The following is a 24,821-nucleotide window of genomic DNA, read 5'->3' as shown; positions in this document are numbered from 1 at the left end:
GTTGAGGTTGTTCCGTTGGCAGGCAGCAGGGTCTCTTAAAGATCTCTCTTTACCACCAGTCGTATAGTAGCCCAATAAAACAAACCGCCATACCCTAATACAAGCAGTAGTTCGGGCAGGGCAACCCAGTCTTGTATTTCCATAAATACGTACTTGGGAAAAGGATTATGTATGAGCGCATTGATTGACTTTATGGGCAACAGATATTCGATCCATTCGATCTTCTTTACCTGGCTGTAAATGTAGAATCCGTTTTCTACAGCAAGTATCCAGAAAACCAACAGTCCCATGGCAATAATCGACTTCTTAATTAGCACCCCTATGAGCAAAGTAAAGAGCAGGAAGGAGAATAGCTGAATAAAAAAGGCCAACAGAAAAAAGCTGTCTTCAAAAATGAGCATAAAAGAAATCTCGGTAGAATACATTAATCCCGTAATTAAGCCCAGTACGAAGAGGGTTACTGTAGAAGCGGCTGCCAAAAAACCGGCCATAATAATCTTGGACAGAATAAACTCATGCTTGCTAAGTCCATCGATTACATTTTGGCGTATGGTTCGGTACGAAAACTCATTGGTAATAGAAAATACAAGGCTAAAACCTAAAAGTAATTTAAACCAAATGGCCACGCTGGTAAGGTTTTGCCAAATGTCGGGGAACTCATAAAAAGGAATTATGGTGGGATCAATTCCGTCCAGATCAAAATCTTCAAACTTAGACTTCATCCACCGTAAAAACGGCATTACGCCCATGGCTATGATTACCATAGCTACCATATACATGATGGAAAGCAAACGAAACGCCCGGCTCGGCCAAACCTTTTTAAGCTCAATTTTTAATAGTCGTATCATTGTTTGCCTCCTTCCTGGTCTTTTAGAATTTCTAAGAACTGTTTTTCCAGACTTTTAGTCTTTACAATTAAATGCTTTGCCGTAATACCGTGGTCGAAAAGGTATTTGTTTACATCGGCTGCACTGTAGCCATCATGCATGGTAAGAATGTATTTATCTAACTCCCTTTTCATTTCGAGGTGTAAATTGCAGGCTCCAAGTACTTCTTCCAGTCGCTCATCATCGGCCTTTACTTCTACACTCAGGTTTCCTTTGCCCACATCTTCTACCAAACCATTGTATATGAGTTTGCCTCGTTGCAACACACAAAAGTGAGTACATACCTTCTGCACCTCATCTAGCAAATGACTGGCAATGATGATGGTTTTACCACTATTGGCAATGGATATAATCAGGTCTCTGATTTCGGCAATACCCTGTGGATCGAGCCCATTGGTTGGTTCGTCCAAAATCATTACCTCAGGATCGCACAACAAAGCAGAAGCAATAGAAAGTCTTTGCTTCATACCCAAAGAATAGGTTTTAAACTTTGAGTTTTTGCGTTCTTCCAGCCCTACCTGAAGCAATACCTCGTCTACCCTTTCATAGGGTACTTGTTTGATATCGCAAACAATCATGAGGTTTTGCCTACCGGTAAGGTATGGGTAGAAAATGGGGTGCTCCAGTATGGCGCCAATGCGCTTACGCGTAGCAGGTCCACTTTTCTTTCCAAACCACTCAAATTGCCCGGCTGTGGGGTTAATTACATCCAGAATCATTCCGAGTGTAGTGGTTTTTCCACTTCCGTTGGGGCCTAATATGCCAAATACATTACCCTTCTTTACCTCCAGGTTGAGGCCATCAAGGGCTTTTATCTTCCCATAGTGCTTGGAAAGACCTTTTATTGATAATACTGTGTCCAAATCGTGAATTTTAGGTTGACCTTACTTAATTGCTTCTGACAGATTGAGGCTATTGGAGCTATTATTGATCAGGTTAGAGAGCTTCATGATCTTATTGACATTAGGATAGCCCTCAATATCTATAATGCTATATCCGGTTTCCATTCGCACAATCACCACAAAGCCTTGCGGACGGCTTCTGCCCTCTTTCATGAAAACACTCATTTGATTACCTTCAACCCTGCCGGACATGAGCTCCTCATAGCCTTCTGATCGCACATCTTCTGTCAGCTTTTCAAACAATTGTCTGTCTTGCTGAGACGTCCAATCTTCGTATAAAAAGAATTTGATTTTTTCTATTCCATCAATCATTTCGGCCAACTGTGGCATTTCTGAAAACTCTTCAGCATCGAACTGACCTTGCAGACTTTGCTGCATTCGAGCATACATTTTTAATGTACTCTTATAAAAGAAGAGCGATGTGGTGGGTTTATGGTCTTTTCGAAACCGCTCTACATGCTTGCTTTGCGCTGTGGCAAAACTTACCATACATAGGCATAGACCAAGGGATAAGATTTTTTTCATGTGTAATCGTTTTGTGTTGTCTGCACACATGAAATTTGCTAAAACCGCAAAAGTGTAGTTCCGAAACAGGGCTCCGGAGGGTGGTTTCAGCTCATTTCATACATCCAAATAGTGAGCTTTTGACTTAAAAAATTGGGACGGAGCCAATCGTAAAGCTCCGCCACAATTCGGGTATAATTTAGTTTCCTTTGCGCTGATCCAGGAATTCAAGTTCCTCAAAACCATCCATTCCTATTTTCTTGGACAGCTTATATAGGGCGTTCAAATCGATTCCGTCTCCAACAATGCTTAGCAAGCCAAACTCGTTTTTGCCACCCATTACCATAAATAACTCATCGATTTTATTGTTGCTTTCTTTGATAAGGAAACGGATGTCTTTGTCATCTTCTCTTACGGACATAAGCTCCTCAAAACCTTTACCTTCTACTAGTTTAATGGCTTCGGCATACATTTTTCTTCCGTCTACATTCTTATCTTTCCCCAGCACCTGCACGCGCTTAATTTTGCCGAGCGACTCTTCCATCATTTTTTGCTCTTCAGCGTTATCCATTTCCAGACGACTAATCATCTGAAACATTTTACCGCTAAAGTTTACGTGCATAAAGGAAGTATCAGAAACGTACTTGCTAAAGTACTTCGATATCGCATCAGTCTGTGCCTTTGCTCCTACAGCAAACACAGCCATAACCATTGTTAATACTAACTTTTTCATATTCATTCTAACTTAATTTTCAACATTCATTTCACTTAACATTTCCAGGCCTTCAGAGGCTTCACTCATTTTGGCAAAGTCTTTCAGCTCGGAGGGTACCTTGCTTAGGTTGTTGAGCTCCGATACGGTTTGTTGCCCCTTGTTCAGGTAACGCGAAACAATCAGTAACTGCTTTTTCAACTCGGCATAGGCTACTTCAGGGTTGTCAAAAGTATCTTCTACCACCACTTCTTTTTGTTGTTGCTGATAGAGCATTCCTGAAACCAGAAGCACTACCACTGCGGCCGCAATTTTGTAGTACTGCTTAAAATAGTCGGTCCATTGCACTTGCCTGGTTCCGGCCGTTTCACGAGAGTCAATCTCAGCAAGAAGGGCCTGATCGAACGAATCGTCCAGTTCTGCTTCTTTGGCTTGTTTAAAGTGGGCGAATAATGCTTTTTCTTCTTCCCAATCGGTTTCGTTGGTGGCAGAAAGCAACTCTCTTTTCAGTTGTTCTTCTTCCTGAAGACTTGTATCTGCCTCCCAATATTTTTTTATTAGTTCTGATGTCTTAAAGTCCATAAGCATCTACTTTTATTAAGCTCTCTTTTAATTTTCTTCGCGCTCTGAACAAATTGGTTTTTACCAGATTGATGTCTATGCCCAACATTTCGGCAATCTCCTTATAGGCATACCCTTCTATATCTCTTAGGTGCATTACTTCTCTTTGCCTGTCCGGAAGATTTTCAATCAGTTCCATAATTCGTTGCATCAAATCGCCTCTTTCCGTAACCACAAAGGGTGTATCTCTCTCCTTTCGGGTATCGAATTCCACCTCAAAAAGGTCGGTCTTCTTTACGTGCTTGCTTCGGAGTTTGTCGAGCGACTTGTTGCGCGTAATTTGCATGCACCAGGCTTCTATGTTTTGAATTTGCCCCAGCTCTTCCCGCTTTTCCCAAACCTTTATAAGGCTCTCCTGCACTACGTCTTTCGCCAGTTCCTCATCTCTTACAATGTGGAGCGAAAAGCGGTAGAGTTTATTCTTAAGAGGTAAAATCTCTGCTTTGAAGCGCGATACATCCATAATCAAAAGTGAGACGCCATGTGATGTACCGATGTTAACACAGGCATGAAAAAAAAATATTGGATATCTGAATATACGGCCAAATCGGGCTATCGGCAAACTTGCTGACGCAGGTCTTCAACCTCGGGTAAAGTGGTGGTTTCACGAGATAAAATCTCACAAGCCTCTTCTCCACGGTTCAGACTTTGCAGCGTTTGGGCCCAATAGAAATGAAGCAAGGGTACTTCATTGTCCATTTTAGCGGCTAATTCAAAGTTACGAATGGCATCTTCGTATCGCTTATTTAAGTGAAAGTAGTAACCTCTGTTTCTGTAAGCCCATGCGTTGTTTGGCGCACCAATTATTGCTCTGCGCAAATCTTCTTCTGCTGCACTTATACGGTTCATCTGAAGGTATAGATACCCTCTGTTGTTCAAGTAATACGCATTGCCCGGATCCATTCTTAGAGCTATGTTAAACCAGTTGAGTGCATTACTATACTCCTTCTTTTCCATGGCTATGAGACCTCGGGTGTTATAGATATTGGGTTCCGATGCGTCAATAGACTCGGCTCTGTTCAACAACTGCTCTGCCTGCTCAAATTCCTGAAGCATATAAAAACTGTTGGCCTGGTTCACCATGGCTTCTGCATCGTTCGGTTGCATTGTGAGGGCCTTTTCGAATGCATCGATTGCCTCAGCATAGGCCTTATCTTCGTGCAGCGCAATGCCTTTGGTGAAATAGACAAATGAGGAGTCTGGATAAATGCGTTGTAGCCTGTTTAGGTCTTCTATGGCCTTGCTATGCCGGTGGTCGGCCAGGTAGGCGTTGGCCCTGTTGCGAATGGCATCGGCATAGTGTTCATCTATCTGTACCAACGCATAGCTGTAATCATTAATAGCCTCCGCATAGCGACCATCTTTGTAATAGGCCACACCACGGTTATTATAGGCCTCTTTCATAGAAGGTGCCAGAGCAATGGCTTCTGTATAATAACGTACGGCTTCGTTGTACTGCCCCTGATTCAAAGCTTCGTTTCCTTTAATGAAAAACCTACCCGCCTTGTCTTGATCAGAGTCGCAAGCCACTAATAGACTCACTAGTACAATTAACTGAAATACTTTCTTCATGCCTTTGGAGGGGCAAATTACACCTTAGCTCCTGCTCAAACAATGTAAAGTTGAATAAAACTGTTTGGTGTAGGCGAACAAAACATAGCGGTTTGTGCATTCCGTGTCTTAGACGCAAAACCCTGCAATTAGCAGAGTTCCTATTCACACAGTATAATTTAAATTATCCTCTAAAAAATAAAACTTTGGCCTTATTTTTGAGACAAATGCGCCAAACTACTGCTATGAAAAACTTACTGATTCTACCTGTTCTGCTTGTTGCATTATCCGCTTCTGTTGTTGCCCAACAACAAAAACTTCAACTTACGGTCACTCATTCAGATACTTCTATAACTGATCAAAAGAAGAAACCTCTTATTGAAATACATTTAGGAAACGAAAAACTTCTGCTCTCTCCATTGGCCCGGCTAGACCAAATTGATCAGGAGGCCATAAAGAGCATAACCGTATTGAAGGGACAATCGGCCACGGCTCTGTATGGAAATGCAGCAAAGAATGGGCTCATTCAAATATGGTTGAAAGACAGCCCTGAAACACGAGCTTATTTTAACGTTGAAAAAGGAAGGCGCTCCCATCTACTGGAGGTACATCCTGTTTTAGGCAATGCCTCTGAATCCCAAAGTATTACGAATCAAAGCGAGGCCAAAGTGCAAGTAAGAAGCCACATAGAAAACCCGGCCATGGAAGATGTTGCTTTTTTGGTACGATATGGCAATGAAAGTTATTTACTGACATCCAACGACAACATAGACTCCATTGGCCCGGAAAACATTCAAACTATTGAGGTAATCAAACAAAAACAAGTACTCGAAATTTATGATCTGGAAAATAAAAAAGGCCTTATCATTATTAAGCTAAAGAAAGGAAAAGACAGTAAAAACATTTTTAAAGCCTTGAAAGGCAACAACTAGCCGCAACCTAATTTTCCGGGGCTTTATTGACAACCACCGGTCCAAGGCCCTGTTCATCAAAAAAATAATTCGAATCGTTTTTCTATTTTGGAGAAACGATTTTTTCTATGCCTTTACGCTACGCTGTCCTATTCTGCTTTTTCCTTACTATCGCCTGCACTAAACCTAGGGAGCAAAAACCACCTAACATATTGCTAATTATGGCCGATGACCTTGGCTATGGCGAACTGGGTAGCTATGGTCAGCAGGTGATTCAAACTCCCCATTTGGATGCACTGGCCAGAGAAGGCACGCGTTTCACCAATTTTTATGCAGGTTCTCCCGTGTGTGCACCCTCACGCTATGTACTGCTCACCGGCCGGCATACGGGTCATGCCTTTATAAGAGGTAATGACGAATGGACAGAACGTGGAGATGTTTGGAATTATAAAGAGGCCATAAAAAACCCTGAGCTCGAAGGTCAACGTCCCATCCCTGCTTCTACCCTGACCATGGGGGAAGTATTACAATCGGCAGGCTACCAAACGGCTCTGGTAGGCAAATGGGGGCTAGGAGCTCCAAATACAGAAGGCACACCTAACCGGCAGGGGTTCGACTATTTTTTCGGATACAATTGTCAGCGCCAGGCACACAACTTATACCCCGTTCACTTGTGGGAAAACGAACTTAAAGTTGCCCTGAACAACGACACGGTGCCTCCAGGCACCAAGCTAACTGCAGAAGCCAACCCATACAATCCGCAAGCTTACGATGCCTTTACTCAAACGGACTATGCACCGCAAAAAATGCAGGAGAAAGCACTTGAGTTTATAAAAAACAGAGATAAAGAGTCTCCCTTTCTCCTTTACTATGCCAGCCCTCTCCCCCACGTACCACTACAGGTGCCACAGCCATATGTAGAAAAGTACCGAGACATTATTGGTGAAGAAAAACCCTACCTGGGCCAGAATGGGTACTTTCCCCACCCCTCTCCGAAGGCCGCCTATGCAGGTATGATCAACTACTTGGACGATCAGGTGGGAGAACTCGTTGCATTATTAAAGCAAGAAGGTATTTACGAGAACACCTTAATTATTTTCACCAGCGACAATGGCCCAACCTATGCGGGAGGAGTAGACCCCGAATACTTTAATAGTGCGGGGCCATTCCCCAACGCTTATGGTCGCACCAAGGGTTTTACATACGAAGGTGGCATTCGTGTACCACTTATTGCCTCATGGCCGGGACATATCCCTTCAGAATCCATATCTCAACACATCGGTGCTTTTTACGATCTGTTGCCCACAATTAGCGAACTGGCTGGCGCAGTTATACCCCAAACCGATGGAAAAAGCCTTGTTCCGGTACTTAATGGCAAGCAAGCCAAAAACACTCACAACTTTCTGTACTGGGAATTTCCGAGTTATAATGGCCAACAGGCTGTACGTATGGGCCGATGGAAGGGTATTAGAAAAGACATGATGGAAGGCAACTTAGCCATAGAGCTGTATGATCTGGAAAACGACCCGGCTGAACAGCATAATCTGGCTAATAAACACCCCGATATTGTGGAACGGATAAGAAAAGCAATGGAAGAGGCACATGAAGAGCCTGAAATAGCTAAATTCAAAATCCCTGTACTGGATAAATAGTAGAACCAATGGGCAAAAACGAAAACAAAACCACGGAAAACAACGCCAGCGTTGATGCATTTCTAAATTCGGTAAAAGACGAAAAGAAACGTGCCGATAGTTTTGCCATCAAAAACATGATGGAGCGAATAACCGGCAAACCAGCAAAAATGTGGGGCACGGCCATTGTTGGTTTCGATGTATACCACTACAAATATGACAGCGGCCGGGAAGGTGACTTTATGAAAGTAGGCTTCTCTCCACGCTCCCAAAATCTGACCCTCTACATAATGCCCGGCTTTGAGCGGTACGATTCCCTAATGAAAAAACTGGGGAAATATAAAACCGGAAAGTCATGCCTGTACGTAAAAAGGCTGGAAGATATAGACCTGGAGGTATTGGAACAACTTATTCAAGAATCGTACGATTATATGACCAAAAAATATGGATAAGATAAAGCACAAATTAATTCCCGTTCTGTTCTTTATTTCAACAGTGGCTGTATCGCAGATACATGCCCAAACACAAACCCAATTCAATCACCTGGCCATAGTGGTCAAAGACCTACAGCAAAGCAAAGATTTTTATGCCAAAGCCCTCGGCTTTAAGCCCATTGAAGACCCAACGGGCAATCCTTTAATTGACTGGATGGGCAACAGTCGAGGCCAGCAAATTCATATGCTTCAGGGCGATATGAGCGCCATACAATTGACCAAATCATTCCACCTTAGTTTAGCGGTAGAAGCTCTCATGCCCATTATCAACCGACTCAAAGAACATCAAATACCCTACGAAAGCTGGGAAGGCGAGGCGGGTAAAGTAACGATCAGACCCGATGGTGTAAGGCAAATCTACATTCAGGATCCGAACGGCTACTGGATAGAAATAAACGATGACTGGAAATAGCTTAGGCGTATCCCCTATTTGCTCCTAATTTTTGAGAGGCAGGTAGGGTAGTTTGGCTTTGTCTGGTATAAGTTGCAATGATGAGCAGACTTTTCACCTATCTCTTGGCAGCTTGCCTGTTTGCCCTATGCCTTTTCAGCTATCAACTTGTTCCAGACAATCTTTCCGATCAGTTTTTGGGCATTGTAAAACGCAACCTGAAAAAGGAACGCAAGGAGCTGCTAGAAGACATGAAAGAGATAAGCAAACAAGGGCTTATTTATTTTGAGATTTATGATGAAGCAGGCCAACTCATTACTACGCTAAAGCAGCCCATTGACTTTGAACACGAGAAGCTCAAAAAGCTCGAAAACCTAAACTTCACCATAAAGTCGGTAACAGCCAGTACCCTTTTAGGCTCCATTTCCCTTCCTTCCAATTTACCTTAAGCCACTACACGGGCAGCCCATTCAGGTTTAGTAGTCTTCACCCTGGCCTTCAATTCGTTAAGAATATTATATAGTCCAAAATAGGTTCGGTTTATATACAAACCATCCCGGGCTCCTCTGGCCTTTTCAGACGCTCTGAATTTCTTGGATTCAGAAATTACTTCTCCCATCTCAAAAATCTGTCGAAAGTATGTATCGTCACCAAAATCAAATTCGTCCTGATGAAACGGTTTTCCCAACAAGCCCATCATATCTTTCACAACACCTGAGAAATAGGCCTTATCCTCAGCCATATCATCGTCATAAATAAACTGAAGTTCCTTAAATCGGTTTTCCAGCTCATTGTCGGCCGTAAGTATATCTTTTCGAATAAGGCTAAAGTAAGGGTCATAGAACCGATCGGGAATCACCTTTACACAACCAAAGTCAATTACACCCAGTGTACCCTCGTCATCAATTATAAAATTACCGGGGTGCGGGTCGGCATGAACCTGCCTGAGGGTGTGAATTTGAAAGTCATAGAAATCCCACATAGCTTGTCCCACTCTGTCGCGGGTGGCCTGATCGGGGTTAGACTTAATAAACTCCTTCAACACTTTGCCTTCCATCCAGTCCATGGTAATAATTCGATCGGCCGAAAGATCGGGGTAATATCTGGGGAATTTTAGGTTAGGAATATGCGAACAAGCCTCAGAAATCTCCATAGATCGTTCTACTTCCAGATGGTAGTCGGTCTCTTCCAGCAACTTGGTTTCTACCTCCTCCATGTAATGATCCAGGTCTCGTTCGTTCAGGTTCATTAGGCGCACGGCAAACGGACGTACCAGCTTGAGGTCGGACTTTACCGAATTGGCCACTCCAGGATACTGAATTTTTACGGCATACTTATGGCCGTCTCGGGTTGCCTGGTGTACCTGGCCGATAGAGGCCGCATTGACAGCCGACTTGGTGAATGTATCGAAAATCTCCATCGGATTTTTCTGAAAATACTGCTGAAAAGTCTTTACTACCAACGGGTAAGAAAGTGGTGGCGCACTGTATTGAGCCATGGAGAATTTGTCTTGATAAGCGGCTGGTAACATATTCTTATCCATGCTCATCATTTGCGCCACTTTTAGTGCACTACCTTTCAATTCACTTAGCGAATTGTAGATATCTCTGGCATTATCGGCATGCAATTCTTCTTTTCCCAGAGAAGGGTTAATGGCCTTCTTTGCATAATGTTTTACATAATTGCTCCCTACCTTGGCTCCGGTAGTCACAAATTTGGCAGCACGCTGCACCTTAGAGGTAGGTATTTTAGATTGTTCTTTCATGAACTGGAATTAACGGTTCTGGAATAAAAATTTGCCAAAGTCTACGATGGCATCGAGCGGGCCCCGCCCCAAAAGATCAAAGGCCAGGTTTACAGACTTTTCAATAGCGGCATCGGTCTTTTCAAAAGCTTTGCTTTCATCCTTAATCCAAAATCCGAGCACAAATAGAAATTGCCACCAAAGCGCTTCGTCATATCTTTTACCAATCAACGGACGGCTTTGTACCTCTTCTGTTTCTTCACCTTCTAGCAACAACTCTCCCACCCATTCTTTAAAGCTCTTTCGTACGGTTGTGAGGTAGTATGGAGTAAGTTCAGGTCTTATTTTGCGCGGCACCGTTTGCAAAATGTAGCTACGGTTAGTTTTAAGTAGCTCTATAAATGTGTAGAAGAAAGCCAACATTTTTTCGCGTACCGAATATTCATCATATACCGGGTCGGTCTTTAGCGTGTCTACTGTTTGTCTGAACCAATGCAACCAAATATCTTTTTCAATGCTTTCGAACGAGTTATAGTGGTTGTAGAAGTCTTCTTCCTTAATTTTTACCGACTTAATGAACTGGTAAATTGAAGCCGGTGCCTTGCCGTGTTCCAGCACATGACCAATGTAGCCGTCCCTTATTTTCTGGTCTGGCGACTTTTTTGAGGTAGCTTTTGCCGCTTTTGATTCTTCCATGCCTCACTAACACCAGTTATATGAAAAAGGTTGACGATTTAAGCCGAATGTGTCCTTTAAAACACAGTTTTTTTATTACCTCCTCTGGTGGATAGGACTAAGCCGTTTGTGTTTTTGGCTGGTCTTTGTTACCCAAGTGCTTCATCGGTTCGTCATTCTGTCAAATCAGCCATTTTTATGGAGTCATACAGCATAGAAACCCGGGAGCTCAATTTTTACTTTAAAGACTTTAAAGCCCTGAGCAATGTTAGCCTGCAAGTACCCACAGGTAGTATTTTTGGATTTTTAGGCCCCAACGGAGCAGGCAAAACCACAACCATTAGAATTTTACTCGACCTTTTTCATGCGCCAGGTGGTAGTGTAAAACTTTTTGGCAAGAGTTATGAAACAGCCCGCAGTGCTATTCTAAAACAGGTAGGTGCGCTTATCGAAAACCCCAGTATTTACAAACACCTCACCGGCCGCCAAAATCTGGAGGTAATTAGAAGAATGGTGAACGTTCCTGTATCCAGGATAGACGAGGTGCTCAGGATTGTTCGCCTTGTTGATAATGCCGACAAAAAAGCCAAGCATTACTCTCTGGGTATGTGTCAGCGGCTAGGCTTAGCGGCTGCCTTACTGACTGATCCGGAATTACTGATTTTGGATGAGCCCACCAACGGCCTGGATCCCAGCGGGATTATAGAAATGCGGGAGTTAATTATTCGCCTTAATCGCGAACATGGGAAAACCATCTTCCTTTCCAGCCACATACTTTCAGAAATTGAAAAGCTGGCCACAGACGTTGCAATTATTGATCAGGGAGAGGTGCTTTATCAGGGCAAGTTGGACGGACTCCGCCAAGGGTCCCAGCTAACAGAGCTCAGGGTAGAGCTCAACCATGTGGCCACCGCTGTTCAGGTACTCAAAACCGGCAACTTCACCATTTCCGAACAAAACGGGCAGTCACTGATCTTACCCATTCAATCCCGGCAGGAGATTGCGCATGTAAATAAGCTGTTGGTAGATGCCGGCCTGGAGGTATACGGATTGAGCACAACAGCTCAAAATCTCGAATCGATATTTCTTAATCTCACTAAAAAACTTGATCAGTAATGGCCATTCTAGCATTGAAAAAAGGTATTTCTGCAGAAATATATAAGTACCGAAGCACCTTTGTATTTTGGTTCGTTTTGTTGGCCCCGGCCTTTATTCCGGCCATAAACCTCATTGCCTTTTTAAGAAGAGGCGATGCCATTGTTGCCCGGGGTGGTACGGCCTGGGAAAACCTGATGCAGTTTAGCAGCGGACCTGCCAACTTTCTGTTTCCCTTCTTTGTGATTATAGTAGCACTCTTTGTGAACACCATAGAATCTAACTCCAACACATGGAAACTCATTTATGCTCAGCCGCTTTCCCGACTGAATGTGTTCTGCTCCAAAATGCTGGTGTATATAGCCATGTTGTTTTGCAGCCTAATGCTCTTTGGTCTGATGACCTACGCTGTTGGTTGGCTGGTGCACCTGGCCAACCCTGACCTGGGTTTTGCCGATCCGTTTAATCTGTGGCATTTACTTGGCAATTGTTTTACCATCTTTCTGGCCACGCTGGGCTTTGGATCCATACACTTTTACTTAAGCCAGCGCACCAAAAACCTTATTCTACCCTTAGGTATTGGAGTAGGTGGCATTGTATCGTTTATGATTCTGGTGCAAGGATGGGAATATGCCAGGTATCACCCCTACGGTTATCATGTATTGTCTTCCGGGCCGGTTGGTACCGAAAACTTTAGCCTCTGGAGCCACATGGAACCGGTGTACCTAAGTCTGGCTTTGGCCGCGGTGGTCTTTTCCATTGCCGCCATTGATACGCAGCGTAAACGAATTATTTAGCATTAACCTCAGCCATATGATAGCTCTTTTCCAAAAACATCAGCCCAGACTACTCGTTGTTATTCGATTTTTTTTAGGGCTTACTTTCTTCAGTTCCGGCATGGCCAAACTGTATTTCGAGCATAGTTTCCCCGGTTTTATTGGCCCTGTTTGGTTAGAAGATGAACTTTCGACCTACGGGCTTGGGCTATATGCCCGGTTTATTGGAGCCAGTCAGGTAACCATAGGTTTGCTACTCCTTACTCATCGTTTTGCCACCCTTGGCGCAATTATGTGTTTGCCCATGATCTCGAATATTTTCATGGTTACGGTTTCTCTTGGCTGGCAGGGCACTCCTTATGTCAACGCCTTTCTTATTGTTCTTAATCTGTGGCTTTTGATTTATGACTACCCCAAGCTGAGATTCATCTTTGCCGAAAGGCATATGGCTACCCGCGAGATAAGTACCGGAAGAAGTAACCCCAAAGCCGACCTGATTTGGGCCATTGGCATTTTGACTGTTCTTGCCAGTATACCTCTCTCCTATGTACACCTGGAAATAGCCTGGGGACTATGTGCACTAGCTTTGGGAGGTATTGCCTGGAACCAGTTAAGGAAAAAGAAAAAATAATTAGCGAACAGCGGAAACATTCCCAACGACAAATCGTCCTACTAATATCCCACACGTGGGATAACATACATCCAAATCGTGCCCTGGCTGCTTGCAGCTGGGGTTTTTTTGTTTATTAATTAACCTGAGTTAGATGTAACGAAGTAGCAAAATATCCCCTCTTAGGACGTCATTGCGGAATTTTCCTCTGAAAACTTCACATACGCAAAGGAAAATATCCGCAATCTCATTTAGACTCTGTTGAGATACCGAAAAAAAAGCCCTTTTTGAGAGTTTAAGACCTGTTTTTCCGGCATGACGTTCTTTTCGTACATCGAACTCAGGTTAATTAGGCTTACTCATTTAGATCGCATTTGTTAGATCCAGTATACTAGCCACAAGCTGTGTCCTCACAGCGTCTTTTAACAGCCATTTGTGAAGACACAAATGGAGGCAAGGTTCAGAAATGTACTTCTTGCGACTTAAGTAAGTAACCCTATTATTATTTTAAAAAGCATGCAACTCGGCCACCTTTAACGATGAGCAGCCTACAGCAAAAAAGCAAATGCCTTCGCCCAGAACTTCACTACCACTTCGCACAATTCTTTACCTTTGTGTTTTATGGCAATTGAATATACCCGGAACGAGAAAATTGGGAGCCAGCCCAATAACCCTTTACATGGCGTAAAGTTGGCTCATATACTTGAGCATTTGGTGGCCGACATGGGTTGGGAACACATGGCCGAGCAGGTCAACATTAATTGCTTTAAAAGCAATCCTAGCATTAATTCCAGCCTTAAGTTTTTGCGAAAAACTCCCTGGGCACGAGAAAAAGTAGAGCGCCTATACCTTAAACAAACAGGGGCGCTCTAAGTATATTTTCAGTAATAGACGCTTTACCAGTTATGATGAAGGCTGATTTGCGCCTGGCCTTTATCCCAGTTATTGGTGGTTTGTTTCATCCATCCCAATTGCATACGCAGTTTGTCATTCAAACCATACCCCATTCCCACATACGTGCGGTTTCGGTCGAAGTATTGTACGCTTCTTCCATCGCCAATACCTCTTTGGCCATTAATAAATAACTCATTGTACAGGGCTATATATGTTGTGCCCTTCTTCAGCTCCGTAGCATTGAGCGGAATATTCACAAAAATATTGTACCGGTATCGGGTTCGAAAATTCTGATCGGCTACCCAACGTTGCTCGTATCTAAACCGATGCGTGAGGAGCACTCTGCTGCCCAGGCGGTGAGGAAGCAAAGCCTCCTGATAAATGCGGCTTTCATTGAAAGTATTCGTACCATCTCCAAACTCTCCGGTGGTGATGTGGCCATACCCCAAAGTAAGCAATACGTTCGATTTTTCGGGAGTATAGGTGATACCTGTGCGTAGCAACAACTGCTCAAGGTCGCTTCCGGCATTCCAAAAACGGAACTGATAATCGCCCTGAATACCAAAAGGGCCGTCACCAAACTTCTTGTTAAAGAAGTACATGTACCAGGCGCCCAATTGGTCTCCCGGTATGTTTTGAGCTTTTAACGATGAAAAAGTAAGCAGAACTAGCAGGAAAATTATAACTCTCTTCATTCTTTAAATTTTACAGTGGCCAAAAGTAGCCCACCCTTTTTAAACATTGATGTTGTTTGGGGCCGAAAATAACGGAATTGTGCTATTGCGCACAGCCTTGTTATGCCAATGCCAGTATCCTTATTCAAATTCAGCACAAAAACGTAAGTATCCCACCCCACCTACCACAGTTTTGGCATTAGATTTCAAAAGAAAACGAAACACGCCAAAAGCAATTTTTCCCTAACTTCGAAATTCTAAGAAACGACTATCTATGGAAAAACAGCCAGCGGTTAAAGTAATTGAAGGATATGAGCACATTGAGTACAGCCATGTACACTATGAGCCCGAAGAAATGATTCAGAGAAGTCGCAACTTCTTTGAGTGGATGGATACAAGAAGGTCTGTTCGCGAATTTTCGGATCGGCCGGTACCTAAAGAAGTTATCGAAAATATTATTAAATCGGCTTCAACAGCCCCTTCAGGCGCACACAAACAACCCTGGACTTTCTGTGTGGTAAGCAATCCGGAACTCAAAAAGCAAATCCGGGAAGCTGCTGAAAAGGAAGAATACGAAAGCTATACCAACCGAATGAGCGATGAGTGGCTCCAAGACCTGAAACCTATGGGAACGGATTGGAGAAAGCCTTTTCTAGAGATAGCTCCGTACCTAATCATAGTTTTCAAACGACCATTTGAATACAATGATGATGGGTCTAAACATCAGAATTATTATGTCAACGAATCGGTTGGTCTGGCCGCAGGAATGCTCATAACGGCCATTCACGATGCGGGTTTGGTTACTCTCACCCATACGCCAAGCCCCATGAATTTTCTGCAAAAAATCCTGAACCGTCCGGACAATGAAAGACCTTATTTGCTCCTTCCTGTAGGCTATGAAGCCAATGAGGTTTATGTGCCCAACATTAAGAGAAAAAGCCTGGACGAAATGGCCGTGTTCTATGAATAGCAGAATACTCTGCCTGGTTTTGTTACTCTTGTTGGCCTGCCAGAGCATCTGGGGCCAACGGTATTCCAAGCGCAAAATCCGAAAAGACCTGCAAGAATTACCGGGGTTCGAAAACGCCTATATAGGCTTTACATTGGTTGACCCCGAACGATCTAAGCCAATTTTTGAGCAGAATGCTCACAAGCACATGACTCCGGCATCTACAACCAAACTCTTTACGGTGTTTGGAGCCATGCAGCACTTGCCCGACACATTACCGGCTTTGGAATACATAATAAAGGGAGATTCCTTGATTTTTTGGAGCACAGGTTATCCGCTAACCCTTCATCCGGATCATCCCGATTCTACCGTCATACAATTCTTAAAAGCCTCTGACAAACGGCTTTACTACTGGGTTCGGCCTACCAAAGATTCGCGCTTTGGCCCGGGTTGGGGCTGGGACGACTACCCTTACTATTACGGAGCTGAGAAGTCTGTATTTCCATTGTATGGCAACAGCGTGAGGTTTATTCTCAACAATCAAAACAAAACCTATAGTCTCCAGCCTTACCATCAGGGATTTAGAGTAACCACCGACTCGCTGAATGCACGGAGAAACAGAGTGGTAAGAGATGAATGGTGGAATGAGTTTACGATTGATTTTTCTGATTCGGATGAGCCCGACACTCTTCTTAGGTCTTTCCATTATAATCATGCTCTTTTTACCGATTTACTGGCCAAAGAAGTAGGCCAACCCATTGAACGCATTGCCTTAAATAAGCGTCCACAGTACTACCAAACCCTGCCCGGAGTTCCTGCAGACAGTCTTTATAAGTGGACTCTCCAACCTTCTGACAACCTCTTTGCCGAACAGCTTCTGCTCATGATTAGCGGACAAATGAGCGATACTCTAAACACAGAAAAGGGCATTGAGGCAGCAGTGAATAGCTGGAAACAACAAACCAACAATCCGGAAGATTTAGTATGGGTAGATGGTTCGGGGCTTTCGCGCTACAATATGTTTAAACCCTCAGAATTCATTGCCCTGCTGAGTTTATTCCGTGAACAGCGCATCTTACCTTTAATGGCTCAGGGAGGCACTTCAGGAACCCTTCAAAGCCGCTACGGCCCTTACGTGTATGCCAAAACCGGAACCCTGCGACATAATCATTGCCTCGCGGGCTACATTCGCACTGACAAAGGCAAGCTGCTTTACTTTGCACTTATGGTTAACCACTTTACGGCCCCCACCGGCACCATTCGCAGCTCCATGGGAACCATGCTGGAAAAGATAAAAAGCGGCTACTAAAATTAGTTTTAAGTAAGGTGTTTCACATGAATTAATACGCCCGGCCGGGGCCGTACCAATGCCCTTACCTGGCCTTTATGCCACTCCAAAGCTTTTGTGGAGGCACAAGAAACAGGGAAAACTTCAGCTGAGTGCTGTCATCTACCTTAAACTCCTCCACTGCATTGCGCAATCGCTCTCCGGGTTCGGCCACAAAAAAGCTCAGGTTGCTCAGATAGCTTACTTCACCGGCCAGCCAAAGCCAATCGTAGAGCTGCTTCTCAAGCATTAGCCCACCATATATATCGGCTCTTTGCAGCGTAAATTGACCCGACCCGTCTTGCAAAGCGTCTGTTACATTATATCGCCAGTTGTCAAAAGCCAATTTTGCTATAATGTGCGTCTTATTATCTGGGTGGAACCTTAGCTGAGCGTTACCCGGTAGATTGAGTTCAAGCAACCACTTATCCCTCAACTGCCTGTGATACAATAGTGTAGGATATACATTCCAAACACCCAGTGCATAATTAACCACTCCTCCATAGCCCCAGCGAACCCGTTCGTTAGGTTTCCGGGTAAGCATACCCGATATATAGTGTCTACCGGCAAATCGGTTCAAGCTGAATTCGTTGCTGGCCAATTCAGACACTCCAATAAGAATAAGCTGTTTACTGTTTTCCAGCGTTCGTTGATAAAGCAAGTTTATGCCCGTATTGAAGAGTTTGCCCTCATCGAGCTTTTCGTAGAGCGGTTCGTTGGTGCCCGAAAGAGACAAAGTCTGATAGGCCAACTCTGTATGCTTAAGCTGTACACCAAAAAGTGTTTTCTCTCTAAGCACCAGCGGAATGCCAAAGCGATACTGCCAAAGCCTATCGGTTTGGATTCTTGTGGTAAGCCCATCGGGACCCATGGCACTGTAGTTACCAATAGAAGATACGGTAACCTCCGACACTCTTGGCCTGTAAGTCATCAGTTTCTGCCCAAAAGCAGCAAAGCATACACATTTAAGCACCGCTATTAGCAGAATGTACTTCCGCATAGGTTTGGTTGTTAGTAGTTTTTAGCAAGCAAGACTTCAAATAAACGAAATTCCTGCTTAGCGCAGATTAGCTACCACTCTTAAAAAAATGAACTTTGGCAGAAGCGATAATTTTTATCTTGAGGCCTCATTCAACAAAAAACCAAATGAAAAAAACGCTTCTGCTTTTATTCAGCCTATTTTTTACTCTAACCGCCTCACTGCAGGCTCAAATCACTTCTCAAACCTTATCCGGCCTACACATTAGAAACATTGGCCCCGCCACCATGAGTGGTCGTGTGGTAGACCTGGCCGTATATGAAGAAGATCCCTATACCTTCTACATTGCCACAGCTACCGGTGGGGTATGGAAAACCACCAACAACGGAGTAACCATGGAGCCGGTTTTCGAAAATGAAAACACCCACTCCGTTGGAGCCATTGCCCTGCATCAAAAACACCCCAACATAGTATGGGTAGGTACCGGTGAAAGAGCCAACAGACAAAGCTCTTCCTGGGGAGACGGGATTTACAAATCGAGCAATGGAGGAAAGACATGGCAACACATGGGCCTCAAAGACTCTCACCACATTGGCCGAATTGCCTTGCACCCTTCCGACACCAACGTGGCCTATGTGGCTGCAATGGGCCACCTTTGGGGCCCCAACAATATGCGTGGTCTTTATAAAACCACTGATGGTGGAAAAACGTGGAACCGAATTATTTATGTGAATGACGACACCGGAGTAGTTGACGTAGCGTTGGACCCGCAGAACCCTGAAATAGTTTATGCCGCCACCTACCAACGTAGAAGAACACCTTTTGGCTTTGATGGTGGAGGACCGGGTTCAGGGCTTCACAAATCTACCGATGGAGGTAAAACCTGGAAAGAACTAAGAAACGGACTACCCGAGGGCGACTATGGAAGAATTGGAATTTCCATCTTCCGTAAAGACCCTAACATTGTCTATGTCTCCGTAGAACAAGGCTATCAATACAATGCCTCTACTGCCTATAATGAAAGAAGAGCAGGCGTTTACAGATCGAAAGACAAAGGCGAGAGCTGGGAGTTTATGAGTGATTGGAACCCTCGTCCAATGTATGCCAGCCAGCCACTGGTTGACCCTAGTGATGCTTCACGCATATACATGATGAACCAGTACAGCTATTCAAGCGATTCTGGCAGAACCTTCCGTCCGGCCCGGCAGTCCCTGCATGGAGATGATCGCATTTTTTGGGTGAACCCAAAAGATTCGCGCCATGTAATGAAAGGCGATGATGGAGGAATTGGCATCTCCTACGACCGTGGCGAAACCTGGCTATTTATTAACAACCTTCCCGTATCTCAATACTATAGAGTTGCAGTAGACATGGCCACTCCTTACAACGTGTATGGCGGCTTGCAAGACAACGGAAGCTGGGTAGGCCCTTCTGAAACCTACCGAAGTGCGGGCATTCTCAACGAAGACTGGAAAAAACTAGGAGGCGGAGACGGCTTTTTGAACCTTCCCCACCTTACCGACCCTGACATTGTTTATACCGAATCGCAGTATCTGGGCTTATCCAGACTTAACATGAAAAACGGTCAGCGACAAAGCATTCGTCCGGGAGACCCCAGAGGACACATAAGTGCCAGACGAAACTGGGATGCTTGGGGGCCCGGTATTCCCGAGCCCGAACTCGGCAACGCCATGGCACCAGCCAACTGGGACGGCCCGTTCTTCCTGAGTTACCACGACCCCAACACAATATATGCTGGAACCGACCAGCTTTGGAAAAGCACTGACGGAGGAGCTACCTGGAAAAGCCTGGGTAACCTCACCACCCGTGTCAACCGCAGAGAGCTCACCATTATGGGACAAAGAGCGGATACCTCTACCCATTCGCTCGATGACGGTATACCCTACTATCCTACCCTGACCGCAATTGCCGAAGACCGGTTTGTTGCCGGACACCTGTATGCCGGTACTGACGATGGATTACTACAGGTTTCTACAGACGATGGTAACACCTGGACAATTGTAAGCGATAAACTTCCCGGTTTGCCAAAAGACTCATGGATCAACACCATTGAAGTATCTTCGCACCATACCGGTACAGCCTATGTGGCCATTAACAACTACAGAAACAACGACTTCAACAACTACATCTATAAAACGAGTAATGGTGGAAAGACCTGGGAGTCTGTTGCAGGCGACCTTCCGGCCAACCGGGTGGCCCGGGTACTGCGCGAAGATCCTAAAAACTCTGATTTATTATACCTGGGCACTGAACTTGGCTTATTTGTTAGTTTTAATGGAGGCAAGAATTGGGTGGAGCTTAAAAACAATATGCCTACCCTCCCCTTCAATGATCTGGTAATTCACCCCAGAGATAACGACCTGATTTTGGCCTCGCATGGCAGAGGGGTTTGGATTCTCGATAACCTCTCGGCTTTGCAGGAAATTGGCTCTCAATGGCATCAAAAAATGGCACTCTTTAGCATTGCCGATGCAGAAATGGTTAACCGAAACATTGGTGGAGCACATACAGGCGACATGTATTATCGTGGAGAAAATCCGCGCTACGGAGCAGCCATTGACTATTACTTGCGCGACTCTGTTGATGCCGGAAAGCTCAAACTCACCATTCATGATATGGCCGGCAACGAACTGGCCGAAGTAAACACCTCCGGCAAAGCAGGAATTCACCGGACCTACTGGAATTTCCGTGGACCAGACTTCAAAGCCATGAACTCCGATCCAAACAGTAACCGAAGGGGTCGAGGATTCGGCCTTGGCGGACCGGAGGTAATTCCCGGGCTTTACAAAGCAAGATTATCTTATGACGGTAAGGTAATAGAGCAAACCTTTAGGGTTAAAAACGACCCTCGACTAGACGTGAGCATCAATGTGCAAAAGGAATGGCATGCCTCATTGCTCAAAATAGGAAAACTATACGAAGCCGTGATTGATGGTATGCTACCGGCCCAACAAATGGGCTGGCACCTGAACAAACTGGATAGAGAAAAGGTAAGCTACAATGAAGACGCTGCAAAAGCCATTCACCAACTCAACGACCGTTATGGTGAACTGCTCAGTAGGGTGCGCTCACTCTATTATGAGTCGAGTGGATGGATTGGCCCCTGGACAGGCGACCAGAAGGCGCAATTTGATTACTACTACTCAATGCTGCCAAAACTGGCCAATGAAACCCAGCAAATCATTAAAAACACTATTCCTCAATTAAACAGAGGCTTAAAACGAGAATTCAGATACACCTTAGATTAATTTCAACACTATGAGAACAATGAAACTATGGACAATAGCTCTTTTGGTACTCTTTAGCCTTGGTCTGAGTGCCCAGGAGTTCGAAAGACATATCCCAATAGAATCGGCCGTTAAAAGCCTGCATGCGGTAACCATTAAAGGTAAAAAAGTTCAGTATGAAGCTACTGCCGGCACACAACCCGTGTGGAACGATGCCGGTAAACCGGTGGCCACCCTCTTCTATACTTATTATGAACGAACAGATGTCACGGACAAAGACCGTAGGCCTCTGGTCATCAGCTTCAATGGTGGACCAGGTTCGGCCTCTGTGTGGATGCACCTGGCCTACACCGGACCTAAAATTCTCAGGATTGATGACGAAGGCTACCCGATTCAACCCTATGGTGTGAAAGACAACCCCCACTCCATTCTGGATGTGGCTGACATTGTGTTTGTAAACCCTGTGAATACGGGCTATTCTCGAATCGTGGACCCGGAAGCCGACAGACGTCAGTTTTTCGGAGTAAATCAAGACATCAGCTACCTGGCTGAGTGGATCAATACCTTTGTGAGCAGAACCAACCGATGGAACTCTCCAAAATACCTGATTGGCGAAAGCTATGGAACCACGCGGGTGTCCGGCCTGGCATATCGCCTGCAAAGCAGCCACTGGATGTACCTGAACGGGGTTATATTAGTATCGCCTACCGAATTGGGTATCGACCGTAGTGGCCCTGTAGAAATGGCCAACAGACTTCCGTACTATACCGCTGCAGCCTGGTATCACAAACAGCTACCTTCTGACTTGCAGAGCAAAGACCTGCTGGAAGTACTGGAAATGTCGGAGCAATACACGCAAAACGAATTACTTCCGGTGATTGCCAAAGGTGCCTGGGCCAGTGATAGCGAAAAGAACGAAGCCATTCGCATGTTCGCCCGATACTCCGGTCTCGATGAAGAAGTGGTAAGACAACATAACCTGGATGTACCGGAGAATTTCTTCTGGAAAGATTTGCTCAGGCACGAAGGATTCACTGTAGGACGACTGGATTCCCGATATAAGGGTATCGACCGAATGGACGCAGGGACAAGTCCTGACTTCAATTCGGAGCTCACCAGTTGGTTACACTCTTTTACCCCGGCCATTAACTACTATTTCCCTAATGTGCTCAATTACAAAACCGATATTAAATACAACATGTTCGGTCCGGTAAGCCCTTGGGATAGAAGCGGAGACAATACGGGTGAGAACCTGCGGCAGGCCATGGCCATGAACCCCTACCTGCATGTAATGACCCAGTCGGGCTATTACGATGGAGCTACTACATATTACAATGCCAAATACAACATGTGGCACTTAGACCCAAGTGGTAAATTGAAAGACCGCCTTAGCTTTAAGGGTTACCGAAGTGGACACATGATGTACCTTAGAGCGGAAGATCTGGAGAAAGCCAATGAAGATATTCGTGAGTTTATTCGCAAGAGCATACCTCCTGCCGGTACTCCGGCCAAGTATTAGGAAGCCTTGATTGGGGGTGGTAGAGCTTGGGCTTTCTAAACCATAACTTGGGGCTTAAAGCCTGAAGTCTTCTAGCTCCAATCGCAAAGACTCATAGATAACGAACCTAAAAGAGGGTATTTAAAAAGCTAAGCAAGCATCACCCTGAACGCGCCTACCTGTCTCGGTAGACAAGTTCAGATGATCAGTTTGAAGTTTTGAAATACCCTCTTTTTTAGTGTTATAAATTACATCGTGCTACTTCATACTTACAATGTATTAATTGCTCTTTTTCATAGCCTCTAAAGTCACAAGCAAAATAGCATAATGCACTTTAAGCTAAATTTTACACTGACTTCTGTCTTTCTTTCAGCTTGGAAGTTTCATCGATATACCAAAGTTCATTTGTTTCCAGTGGTGTAGACTTTATTTTGGCATCATTGCTTTTCATCAAGGTTCCCAAGTCAACCATCCTCAGCTGATTATTGTGCTGGTCAAAATAGTAATACTTAAGGTTCTTGTGATCTCGCACAGCACTCCATAGAGTTGAGTCTCCCACTTCATCCGGATGCTCATGCGGTGCAACGGTACCTATAGGCACGGCCACATTTCCCAACATCTGTATAGTAGCACCTATTGCGTCCATATTTTCAATAGGATCGTTATAGACTGTTTCCATAAGTAAATGAGTTCTTATGAATCTGGAAATTGGCGTTCCATCTCCCGGCATACCGAGTAGCCCACTCCCATTCACTTCTTGCGGATCATTCTGACCCTTTTGCCTATTAGTTGGTCCTATGCCTTCATGCTGTAGTAGAAAAGACTGGTAGTTCTTCACTTGTTCATCATATGGGGGATAATTAGTCAAAGCTCCTGAGGCATGTAAAAAAGGGTTATGCTCTTTGTCTCTACTATCGTAGATTTTGACCTCTTTGTTAATAAACTCAATAACCACACTGTTACCATCTACATCTTGCACATTGAAATGGAATGGCAGTTTCTTCTTTTCAATACCGATTTCGAGCTCAAACACTTTTAACGGGCCTTTAGGGGCAAAAAGCCCATTCAACTCGTCCAAATTGCCGATGTTACCCAGAATAAAGCTAGCCAAATACCAGCTCAAGAAAAGGGTATTATTCTCTTTATCTTGCGGACTGTAAGGAAACTCAGAGCCGGGCAACCATTGCATAGAAACGGCTATTCCACATTCATTCAATCCATCGGCAAAAACCCTTGTCTGAGTGTGCCATTGTTTCGAGCCCCATTCATTCGCAACCCCTATAAAAGAATAGCGACTTCCTCCATCCTGTTCATATAAGTTTATTCCAATTTCCGATAACACTTTTCTAATTCCTGAGGGCATGTAATCCTCGTGTTTCGGCATAAAATACAGATATGCTGCATCGCGCATATTCTCAAAATCCATAGTTCTTCCGCTAATGCGGTGATTCTTGAACGGCATGTAAAATGTTGTACACATAGTAATTGGTTTGTTGTGAATATTTATTTAGAGTATTAAACAGATTCGCTTCAATGAACAGACTGTCTGATCAAAAAATTGGGCAGAAGTATCAAGAGAAATAATCTTGTTTGGTTTGATTGTGGTATTGCAGTGTTTTGCTCCAATGAACAAGTGTAAACTTACCCAGTCTTCAGGTTATTCAATAAAAAACAAGGTTTAAAATTCAGACATACTTGGCCAAAAAACAGACATCTCTTCCTCAGCCCATATTCTAACCCATTGAACG

At 44.4% G+C, this 24,821-nt stretch carries 25 protein-coding genes; 13 read left to right on the top strand and 12 right to left on the bottom strand.

The window, feature by feature from the left end; all coding sequences use genetic code 11:
- Positions 1-35: 35 nt before the first annotated feature.
- The 7 genes from IE164_RS08300 to IE164_RS08270 all read right to left on the bottom strand — a co-directional run bounded on the left by IE164_RS08300 (position 36) and on the right by IE164_RS08270 (position 5,198).
- Positions 36-848: an ABC transporter permease gene (locus tag IE164_RS08300; protein ID WP_189629746.1), complete on the bottom strand. Its 813-nt coding sequence runs from the start codon at positions 846-848 to the stop codon at positions 36-38.
- Positions 845-1,750 carry an ABC transporter ATP-binding protein gene (locus IE164_RS08295; RefSeq protein WP_189629745.1) on the bottom strand — a complete coding sequence of 302 codons (906 nt, stop codon included), beginning with the start codon at positions 1,748-1,750 and terminating at the stop codon, positions 845-847. Before IE164_RS08295 ends, IE164_RS08300 begins: the two co-directional genes overlap by 4 nt.
- Before the next feature lie 21 nt (positions 1,751-1,771).
- Positions 1,772-2,314 carry a DUF4252 domain-containing protein gene (locus IE164_RS08290; protein ID WP_189629744.1) on the bottom strand — a complete coding sequence of 181 codons (543 nt, stop codon included), beginning with the start codon at positions 2,312-2,314 and terminating at the stop codon, positions 1,772-1,774.
- A gap of 178 nt (positions 2,315-2,492) precedes the next feature.
- On the bottom strand, positions 2,493-3,026 hold the full coding sequence (locus tag IE164_RS08285; protein WP_189629743.1) for a DUF4252 domain-containing protein: 534 nt from the start codon (positions 3,024-3,026) through the stop codon (positions 2,493-2,495).
- Positions 3,027-3,038: 12 nt separating this feature from the next.
- On the bottom strand, positions 3,039-3,587 hold the full coding sequence (locus IE164_RS08280) for a PG0215 family putative anti-sigma factor (protein ID WP_189629742.1): 549 nt from the start codon (positions 3,585-3,587) through the stop codon (positions 3,039-3,041).
- A complete protein-coding gene (locus IE164_RS08275; protein WP_189629741.1) occupies positions 3,577-4,089 on the bottom strand; it encodes a GFO_1088 family ECF-type sigma factor in 513 nt (170 codons plus the stop codon). The genes IE164_RS08280 and IE164_RS08275 overlap by 11 nt, the downstream gene beginning before the upstream one ends.
- An 89-nt stretch (positions 4,090-4,178) precedes the next feature.
- On the bottom strand, positions 4,179-5,198 hold the full coding sequence (locus tag IE164_RS08270; RefSeq protein ID WP_189629740.1) for a tetratricopeptide repeat protein: 1,020 nt from the start codon (positions 5,196-5,198) through the stop codon (positions 4,179-4,181).
- Positions 5,199-5,422: 224 nt separating this feature from the next.
- Between IE164_RS08270 and IE164_RS08265 the strand changes: the two genes are divergently transcribed.
- From IE164_RS08265 to IE164_RS08245, 5 genes are all read left to right on the top strand, one after another.
- A complete protein-coding gene (locus IE164_RS08265) occupies positions 5,423-6,109 on the top strand; it encodes a hypothetical protein (protein ID WP_189629739.1) in 687 nt (228 codons plus the stop codon).
- A 107-nt stretch (positions 6,110-6,216) separates the two neighbouring features.
- Positions 6,217-7,740 (top strand): arylsulfatase, encoded by a 1,524-nt coding sequence (locus IE164_RS08260; protein ID WP_189629738.1) that lies wholly within the window; start codon positions 6,217-6,219, stop codon positions 7,738-7,740.
- A gap of 8 nt (positions 7,741-7,748) precedes the next feature.
- A complete protein-coding gene (locus IE164_RS08255) occupies positions 7,749-8,171 on the top strand; it encodes a DUF1801 domain-containing protein (RefSeq protein WP_189629737.1) in 423 nt (140 codons plus the stop codon).
- Entirely contained in the window at positions 8,164-8,625 is a 462-nt protein-coding gene (locus IE164_RS08250) for a VOC family protein (RefSeq protein ID WP_189629736.1), read from the top strand. Before IE164_RS08255 ends, IE164_RS08250 begins: the two co-directional genes overlap by 8 nt.
- A gap of 77 nt (positions 8,626-8,702) precedes the next feature.
- Entirely contained in the window at positions 8,703-9,053 is a 351-nt protein-coding gene (locus IE164_RS08245; protein ID WP_229838586.1) for a hypothetical protein, read from the top strand.
- Here IE164_RS08245 and IE164_RS08240 read toward each other — a convergent pair.
- Entirely contained in the window at positions 9,050-10,369 is a 1,320-nt protein-coding gene (locus IE164_RS08240; protein WP_189629734.1) for an ABC1 kinase family protein, read from the bottom strand. The genes IE164_RS08245 and IE164_RS08240 overlap by 4 nt on opposite strands.
- A 9-nt stretch (positions 10,370-10,378) precedes the next feature.
- Positions 10,379-11,044: a TetR/AcrR family transcriptional regulator gene (locus tag IE164_RS08235; protein WP_189629733.1), complete on the bottom strand. Its 666-nt coding sequence runs from the start codon at positions 11,042-11,044 to the stop codon at positions 10,379-10,381.
- Positions 11,045-11,221: 177 nt separating this feature from the next.
- On the opposite strand from IE164_RS08235, the gene IE164_RS08230 reads away from it, so the two are divergent.
- The 4 genes from IE164_RS08230 (at position 11,222) to IE164_RS08215 (ending at position 14,377) form a co-directional block, all read left to right on the top strand.
- On the top strand, positions 11,222-12,139 hold the full coding sequence (locus IE164_RS08230; RefSeq protein ID WP_189629732.1) for an ABC transporter ATP-binding protein: 918 nt from the start codon (positions 11,222-11,224) through the stop codon (positions 12,137-12,139).
- Positions 12,139-12,915 (top strand): ABC transporter permease, encoded by a 777-nt coding sequence (locus IE164_RS08225; RefSeq protein ID WP_189629731.1) that lies wholly within the window; start codon positions 12,139-12,141, stop codon positions 12,913-12,915. The genes IE164_RS08230 and IE164_RS08225 overlap by 1 nt, the downstream gene beginning before the upstream one ends.
- Before the next feature lie 16 nt (positions 12,916-12,931).
- Positions 12,932-13,525, top strand: a complete 594-nt coding sequence (locus IE164_RS08220; protein ID WP_189629730.1) for a hypothetical protein — start codon at positions 12,932-12,934, stop codon at positions 13,523-13,525.
- Positions 13,526-14,125: 600 nt separating this feature from the next.
- Positions 14,126-14,377: a VF530 family protein gene (locus tag IE164_RS08215; protein ID WP_189629729.1), complete on the top strand. Its 252-nt coding sequence runs from the start codon at positions 14,126-14,128 to the stop codon at positions 14,375-14,377.
- 23 nt (positions 14,378-14,400) lie between these two features.
- On the opposite strand, the gene IE164_RS08210 is transcribed toward IE164_RS08215, so the two are convergent.
- On the bottom strand, positions 14,401-15,093 hold the full coding sequence (locus tag IE164_RS08210; RefSeq protein WP_189629728.1) for a DUF2490 domain-containing protein: 693 nt from the start codon (positions 15,091-15,093) through the stop codon (positions 14,401-14,403).
- Positions 15,094-15,346: 253 nt separating this feature from the next.
- On the opposite strand from IE164_RS08210, the gene IE164_RS08205 reads away from it, so the two are divergent.
- On the top strand, positions 15,347-16,042 hold the full coding sequence (locus IE164_RS08205) for a nitroreductase family protein (RefSeq protein WP_189629727.1): 696 nt from the start codon (positions 15,347-15,349) through the stop codon (positions 16,040-16,042).
- Positions 16,035-17,330: a D-alanyl-D-alanine carboxypeptidase gene (locus IE164_RS08200; RefSeq protein ID WP_189629726.1), complete on the top strand. Its 1,296-nt coding sequence runs from the start codon at positions 16,035-16,037 to the stop codon at positions 17,328-17,330. Before IE164_RS08205 ends, IE164_RS08200 begins: the two co-directional genes overlap by 8 nt.
- 64 nt (positions 17,331-17,394) lie before the next feature.
- Here the strand turns inward: IE164_RS08200 and IE164_RS08195 are convergent, their stop codons facing one another.
- Positions 17,395-18,348, bottom strand: a complete 954-nt coding sequence (locus IE164_RS08195; RefSeq protein ID WP_189629725.1) for a DUF6268 family outer membrane beta-barrel protein — start codon at positions 18,346-18,348, stop codon at positions 17,395-17,397.
- 146 nt (positions 18,349-18,494) lie between these two features.
- On the opposite strand from IE164_RS08195, the gene IE164_RS08190 reads away from it, so the two are divergent.
- Both IE164_RS08190 and IE164_RS08185 read left to right on the top strand, forming a co-directional pair.
- Entirely contained in the window at positions 18,495-21,596 is a 3,102-nt protein-coding gene (locus IE164_RS08190) for a WD40/YVTN/BNR-like repeat-containing protein (protein ID WP_189629724.1), read from the top strand.
- 10 nt (positions 21,597-21,606) lie between these two features.
- Positions 21,607-23,094 (top strand): S10 family peptidase, encoded by a 1,488-nt coding sequence (locus IE164_RS08185; RefSeq protein ID WP_373298978.1) that lies wholly within the window; start codon positions 21,607-21,609, stop codon positions 23,092-23,094.
- 325 nt (positions 23,095-23,419) lie between these two features.
- Here the strand turns inward: IE164_RS08185 and IE164_RS08180 are convergent, their stop codons facing one another.
- Complete coding sequence (locus IE164_RS08180) at positions 23,420-24,553, bottom strand: linear amide C-N hydrolase (protein ID WP_189629723.1); 1,134 nt, start codon at positions 24,551-24,553, stop codon at positions 23,420-23,422.
- Positions 24,554-24,821 lie beyond the last annotated feature (268 nt).

Origin of the sequence: Roseivirga thermotolerans, assembly GCF_014653175.1 — a bacterium.
GTDB lineage: Bacteria > Bacteroidota > Bacteroidia > Cytophagales > Cyclobacteriaceae > Roseivirga > Roseivirga thermotolerans.
The sequence above is the reverse complement of the archived record's forward strand: the minus strand, read 5'-3'. Positions and strand labels throughout refer to the sequence as shown.

Excerpts from the sequence above, each read along its gene's own strand:
- IE164_RS08290 (WP_189629744.1), bottom strand. The coding sequence starts at position 2,314 with ATGAAAAAAATCTTATCCCTTGGTCTATGCCTATGTATGGTAAGTTTT.
- IE164_RS08210 (WP_189629728.1), bottom strand. The coding sequence starts at position 15,093 with ATGAAGAGAGTTATAATTTTCCTGCTAGTTCTGCTTACTTTTTCATCG.
- IE164_RS08230 (WP_189629732.1), top strand. The coding sequence starts at position 11,222 with ATGGAGTCATACAGCATAGAAACCCGGGAGCTCAATTTTTACTTTAAA.
- IE164_RS08225 (WP_189629731.1), top strand. The coding sequence starts at position 12,139 with ATGGCCATTCTAGCATTGAAAAAAGGTATTTCTGCAGAAATATATAAG.
- IE164_RS08300 (WP_189629746.1), bottom strand. The coding sequence starts at position 848 with ATGATACGACTATTAAAAATTGAGCTTAAAAAGGTTTGGCCGAGCCGG.
- IE164_RS08260 (WP_189629738.1), top strand. The coding sequence starts at position 6,217 with ATGCCTTTACGCTACGCTGTCCTATTCTGCTTTTTCCTTACTATCGCC.
- IE164_RS08265 (WP_189629739.1), top strand. The coding sequence starts at position 5,423 with ATGAAAAACTTACTGATTCTACCTGTTCTGCTTGTTGCATTATCCGCT.
- IE164_RS08280 (WP_189629742.1), bottom strand. The coding sequence starts at position 3,587 with ATGGACTTTAAGACATCAGAACTAATAAAAAAATATTGGGAGGCAGAT.
- IE164_RS08180 (WP_189629723.1), bottom strand. The coding sequence starts at position 24,553 with ATGTGTACAACATTTTACATGCCGTTCAAGAATCACCGCATTAGCGGA.
- IE164_RS08240 (WP_189629734.1), bottom strand. The coding sequence starts at position 10,369 with ATGAAAGAACAATCTAAAATACCTACCTCTAAGGTGCAGCGTGCTGCC.
- IE164_RS08200 (WP_189629726.1), top strand. The coding sequence starts at position 16,035 with ATGAATAGCAGAATACTCTGCCTGGTTTTGTTACTCTTGTTGGCCTGC.
- IE164_RS08235 (WP_189629733.1), bottom strand. The coding sequence starts at position 11,044 with ATGGAAGAATCAAAAGCGGCAAAAGCTACCTCAAAAAAGTCGCCAGAC.
- IE164_RS08270 (WP_189629740.1), bottom strand. The coding sequence starts at position 5,198 with ATGAAGAAAGTATTTCAGTTAATTGTACTAGTGAGTCTATTAGTGGCT.
- IE164_RS08205 (WP_189629727.1), top strand. The coding sequence starts at position 15,347 with ATGGAAAAACAGCCAGCGGTTAAAGTAATTGAAGGATATGAGCACATT.
- IE164_RS08195 (WP_189629725.1), bottom strand. The coding sequence starts at position 18,348 with ATGCGGAAGTACATTCTGCTAATAGCGGTGCTTAAATGTGTATGCTTT.
- IE164_RS08285 (WP_189629743.1), bottom strand. The coding sequence starts at position 3,026 with ATGAAAAAGTTAGTATTAACAATGGTTATGGCTGTGTTTGCTGTAGGA.
- IE164_RS08190 (WP_189629724.1), top strand. The coding sequence starts at position 18,495 with ATGAAAAAAACGCTTCTGCTTTTATTCAGCCTATTTTTTACTCTAACC.
- IE164_RS08255 (WP_189629737.1), top strand. The coding sequence starts at position 7,749 with ATGGGCAAAAACGAAAACAAAACCACGGAAAACAACGCCAGCGTTGAT.
- IE164_RS08185 (WP_373298978.1), top strand. The coding sequence starts at position 21,607 with ATGAGAACAATGAAACTATGGACAATAGCTCTTTTGGTACTCTTTAGC.
- IE164_RS08250 (WP_189629736.1), top strand. The coding sequence starts at position 8,164 with ATGGATAAGATAAAGCACAAATTAATTCCCGTTCTGTTCTTTATTTCA.
- IE164_RS08245 (WP_229838586.1), top strand. The coding sequence starts at position 8,703 with ATGATGAGCAGACTTTTCACCTATCTCTTGGCAGCTTGCCTGTTTGCC.
- IE164_RS08220 (WP_189629730.1), top strand. The coding sequence starts at position 12,932 with ATGATAGCTCTTTTCCAAAAACATCAGCCCAGACTACTCGTTGTTATT.
- IE164_RS08215 (WP_189629729.1), top strand. The coding sequence starts at position 14,126 with ATGGCAATTGAATATACCCGGAACGAGAAAATTGGGAGCCAGCCCAAT.
- IE164_RS08275 (WP_189629741.1), bottom strand. The coding sequence starts at position 4,089 with ATGGATGTATCGCGCTTCAAAGCAGAGATTTTACCTCTTAAGAATAAA.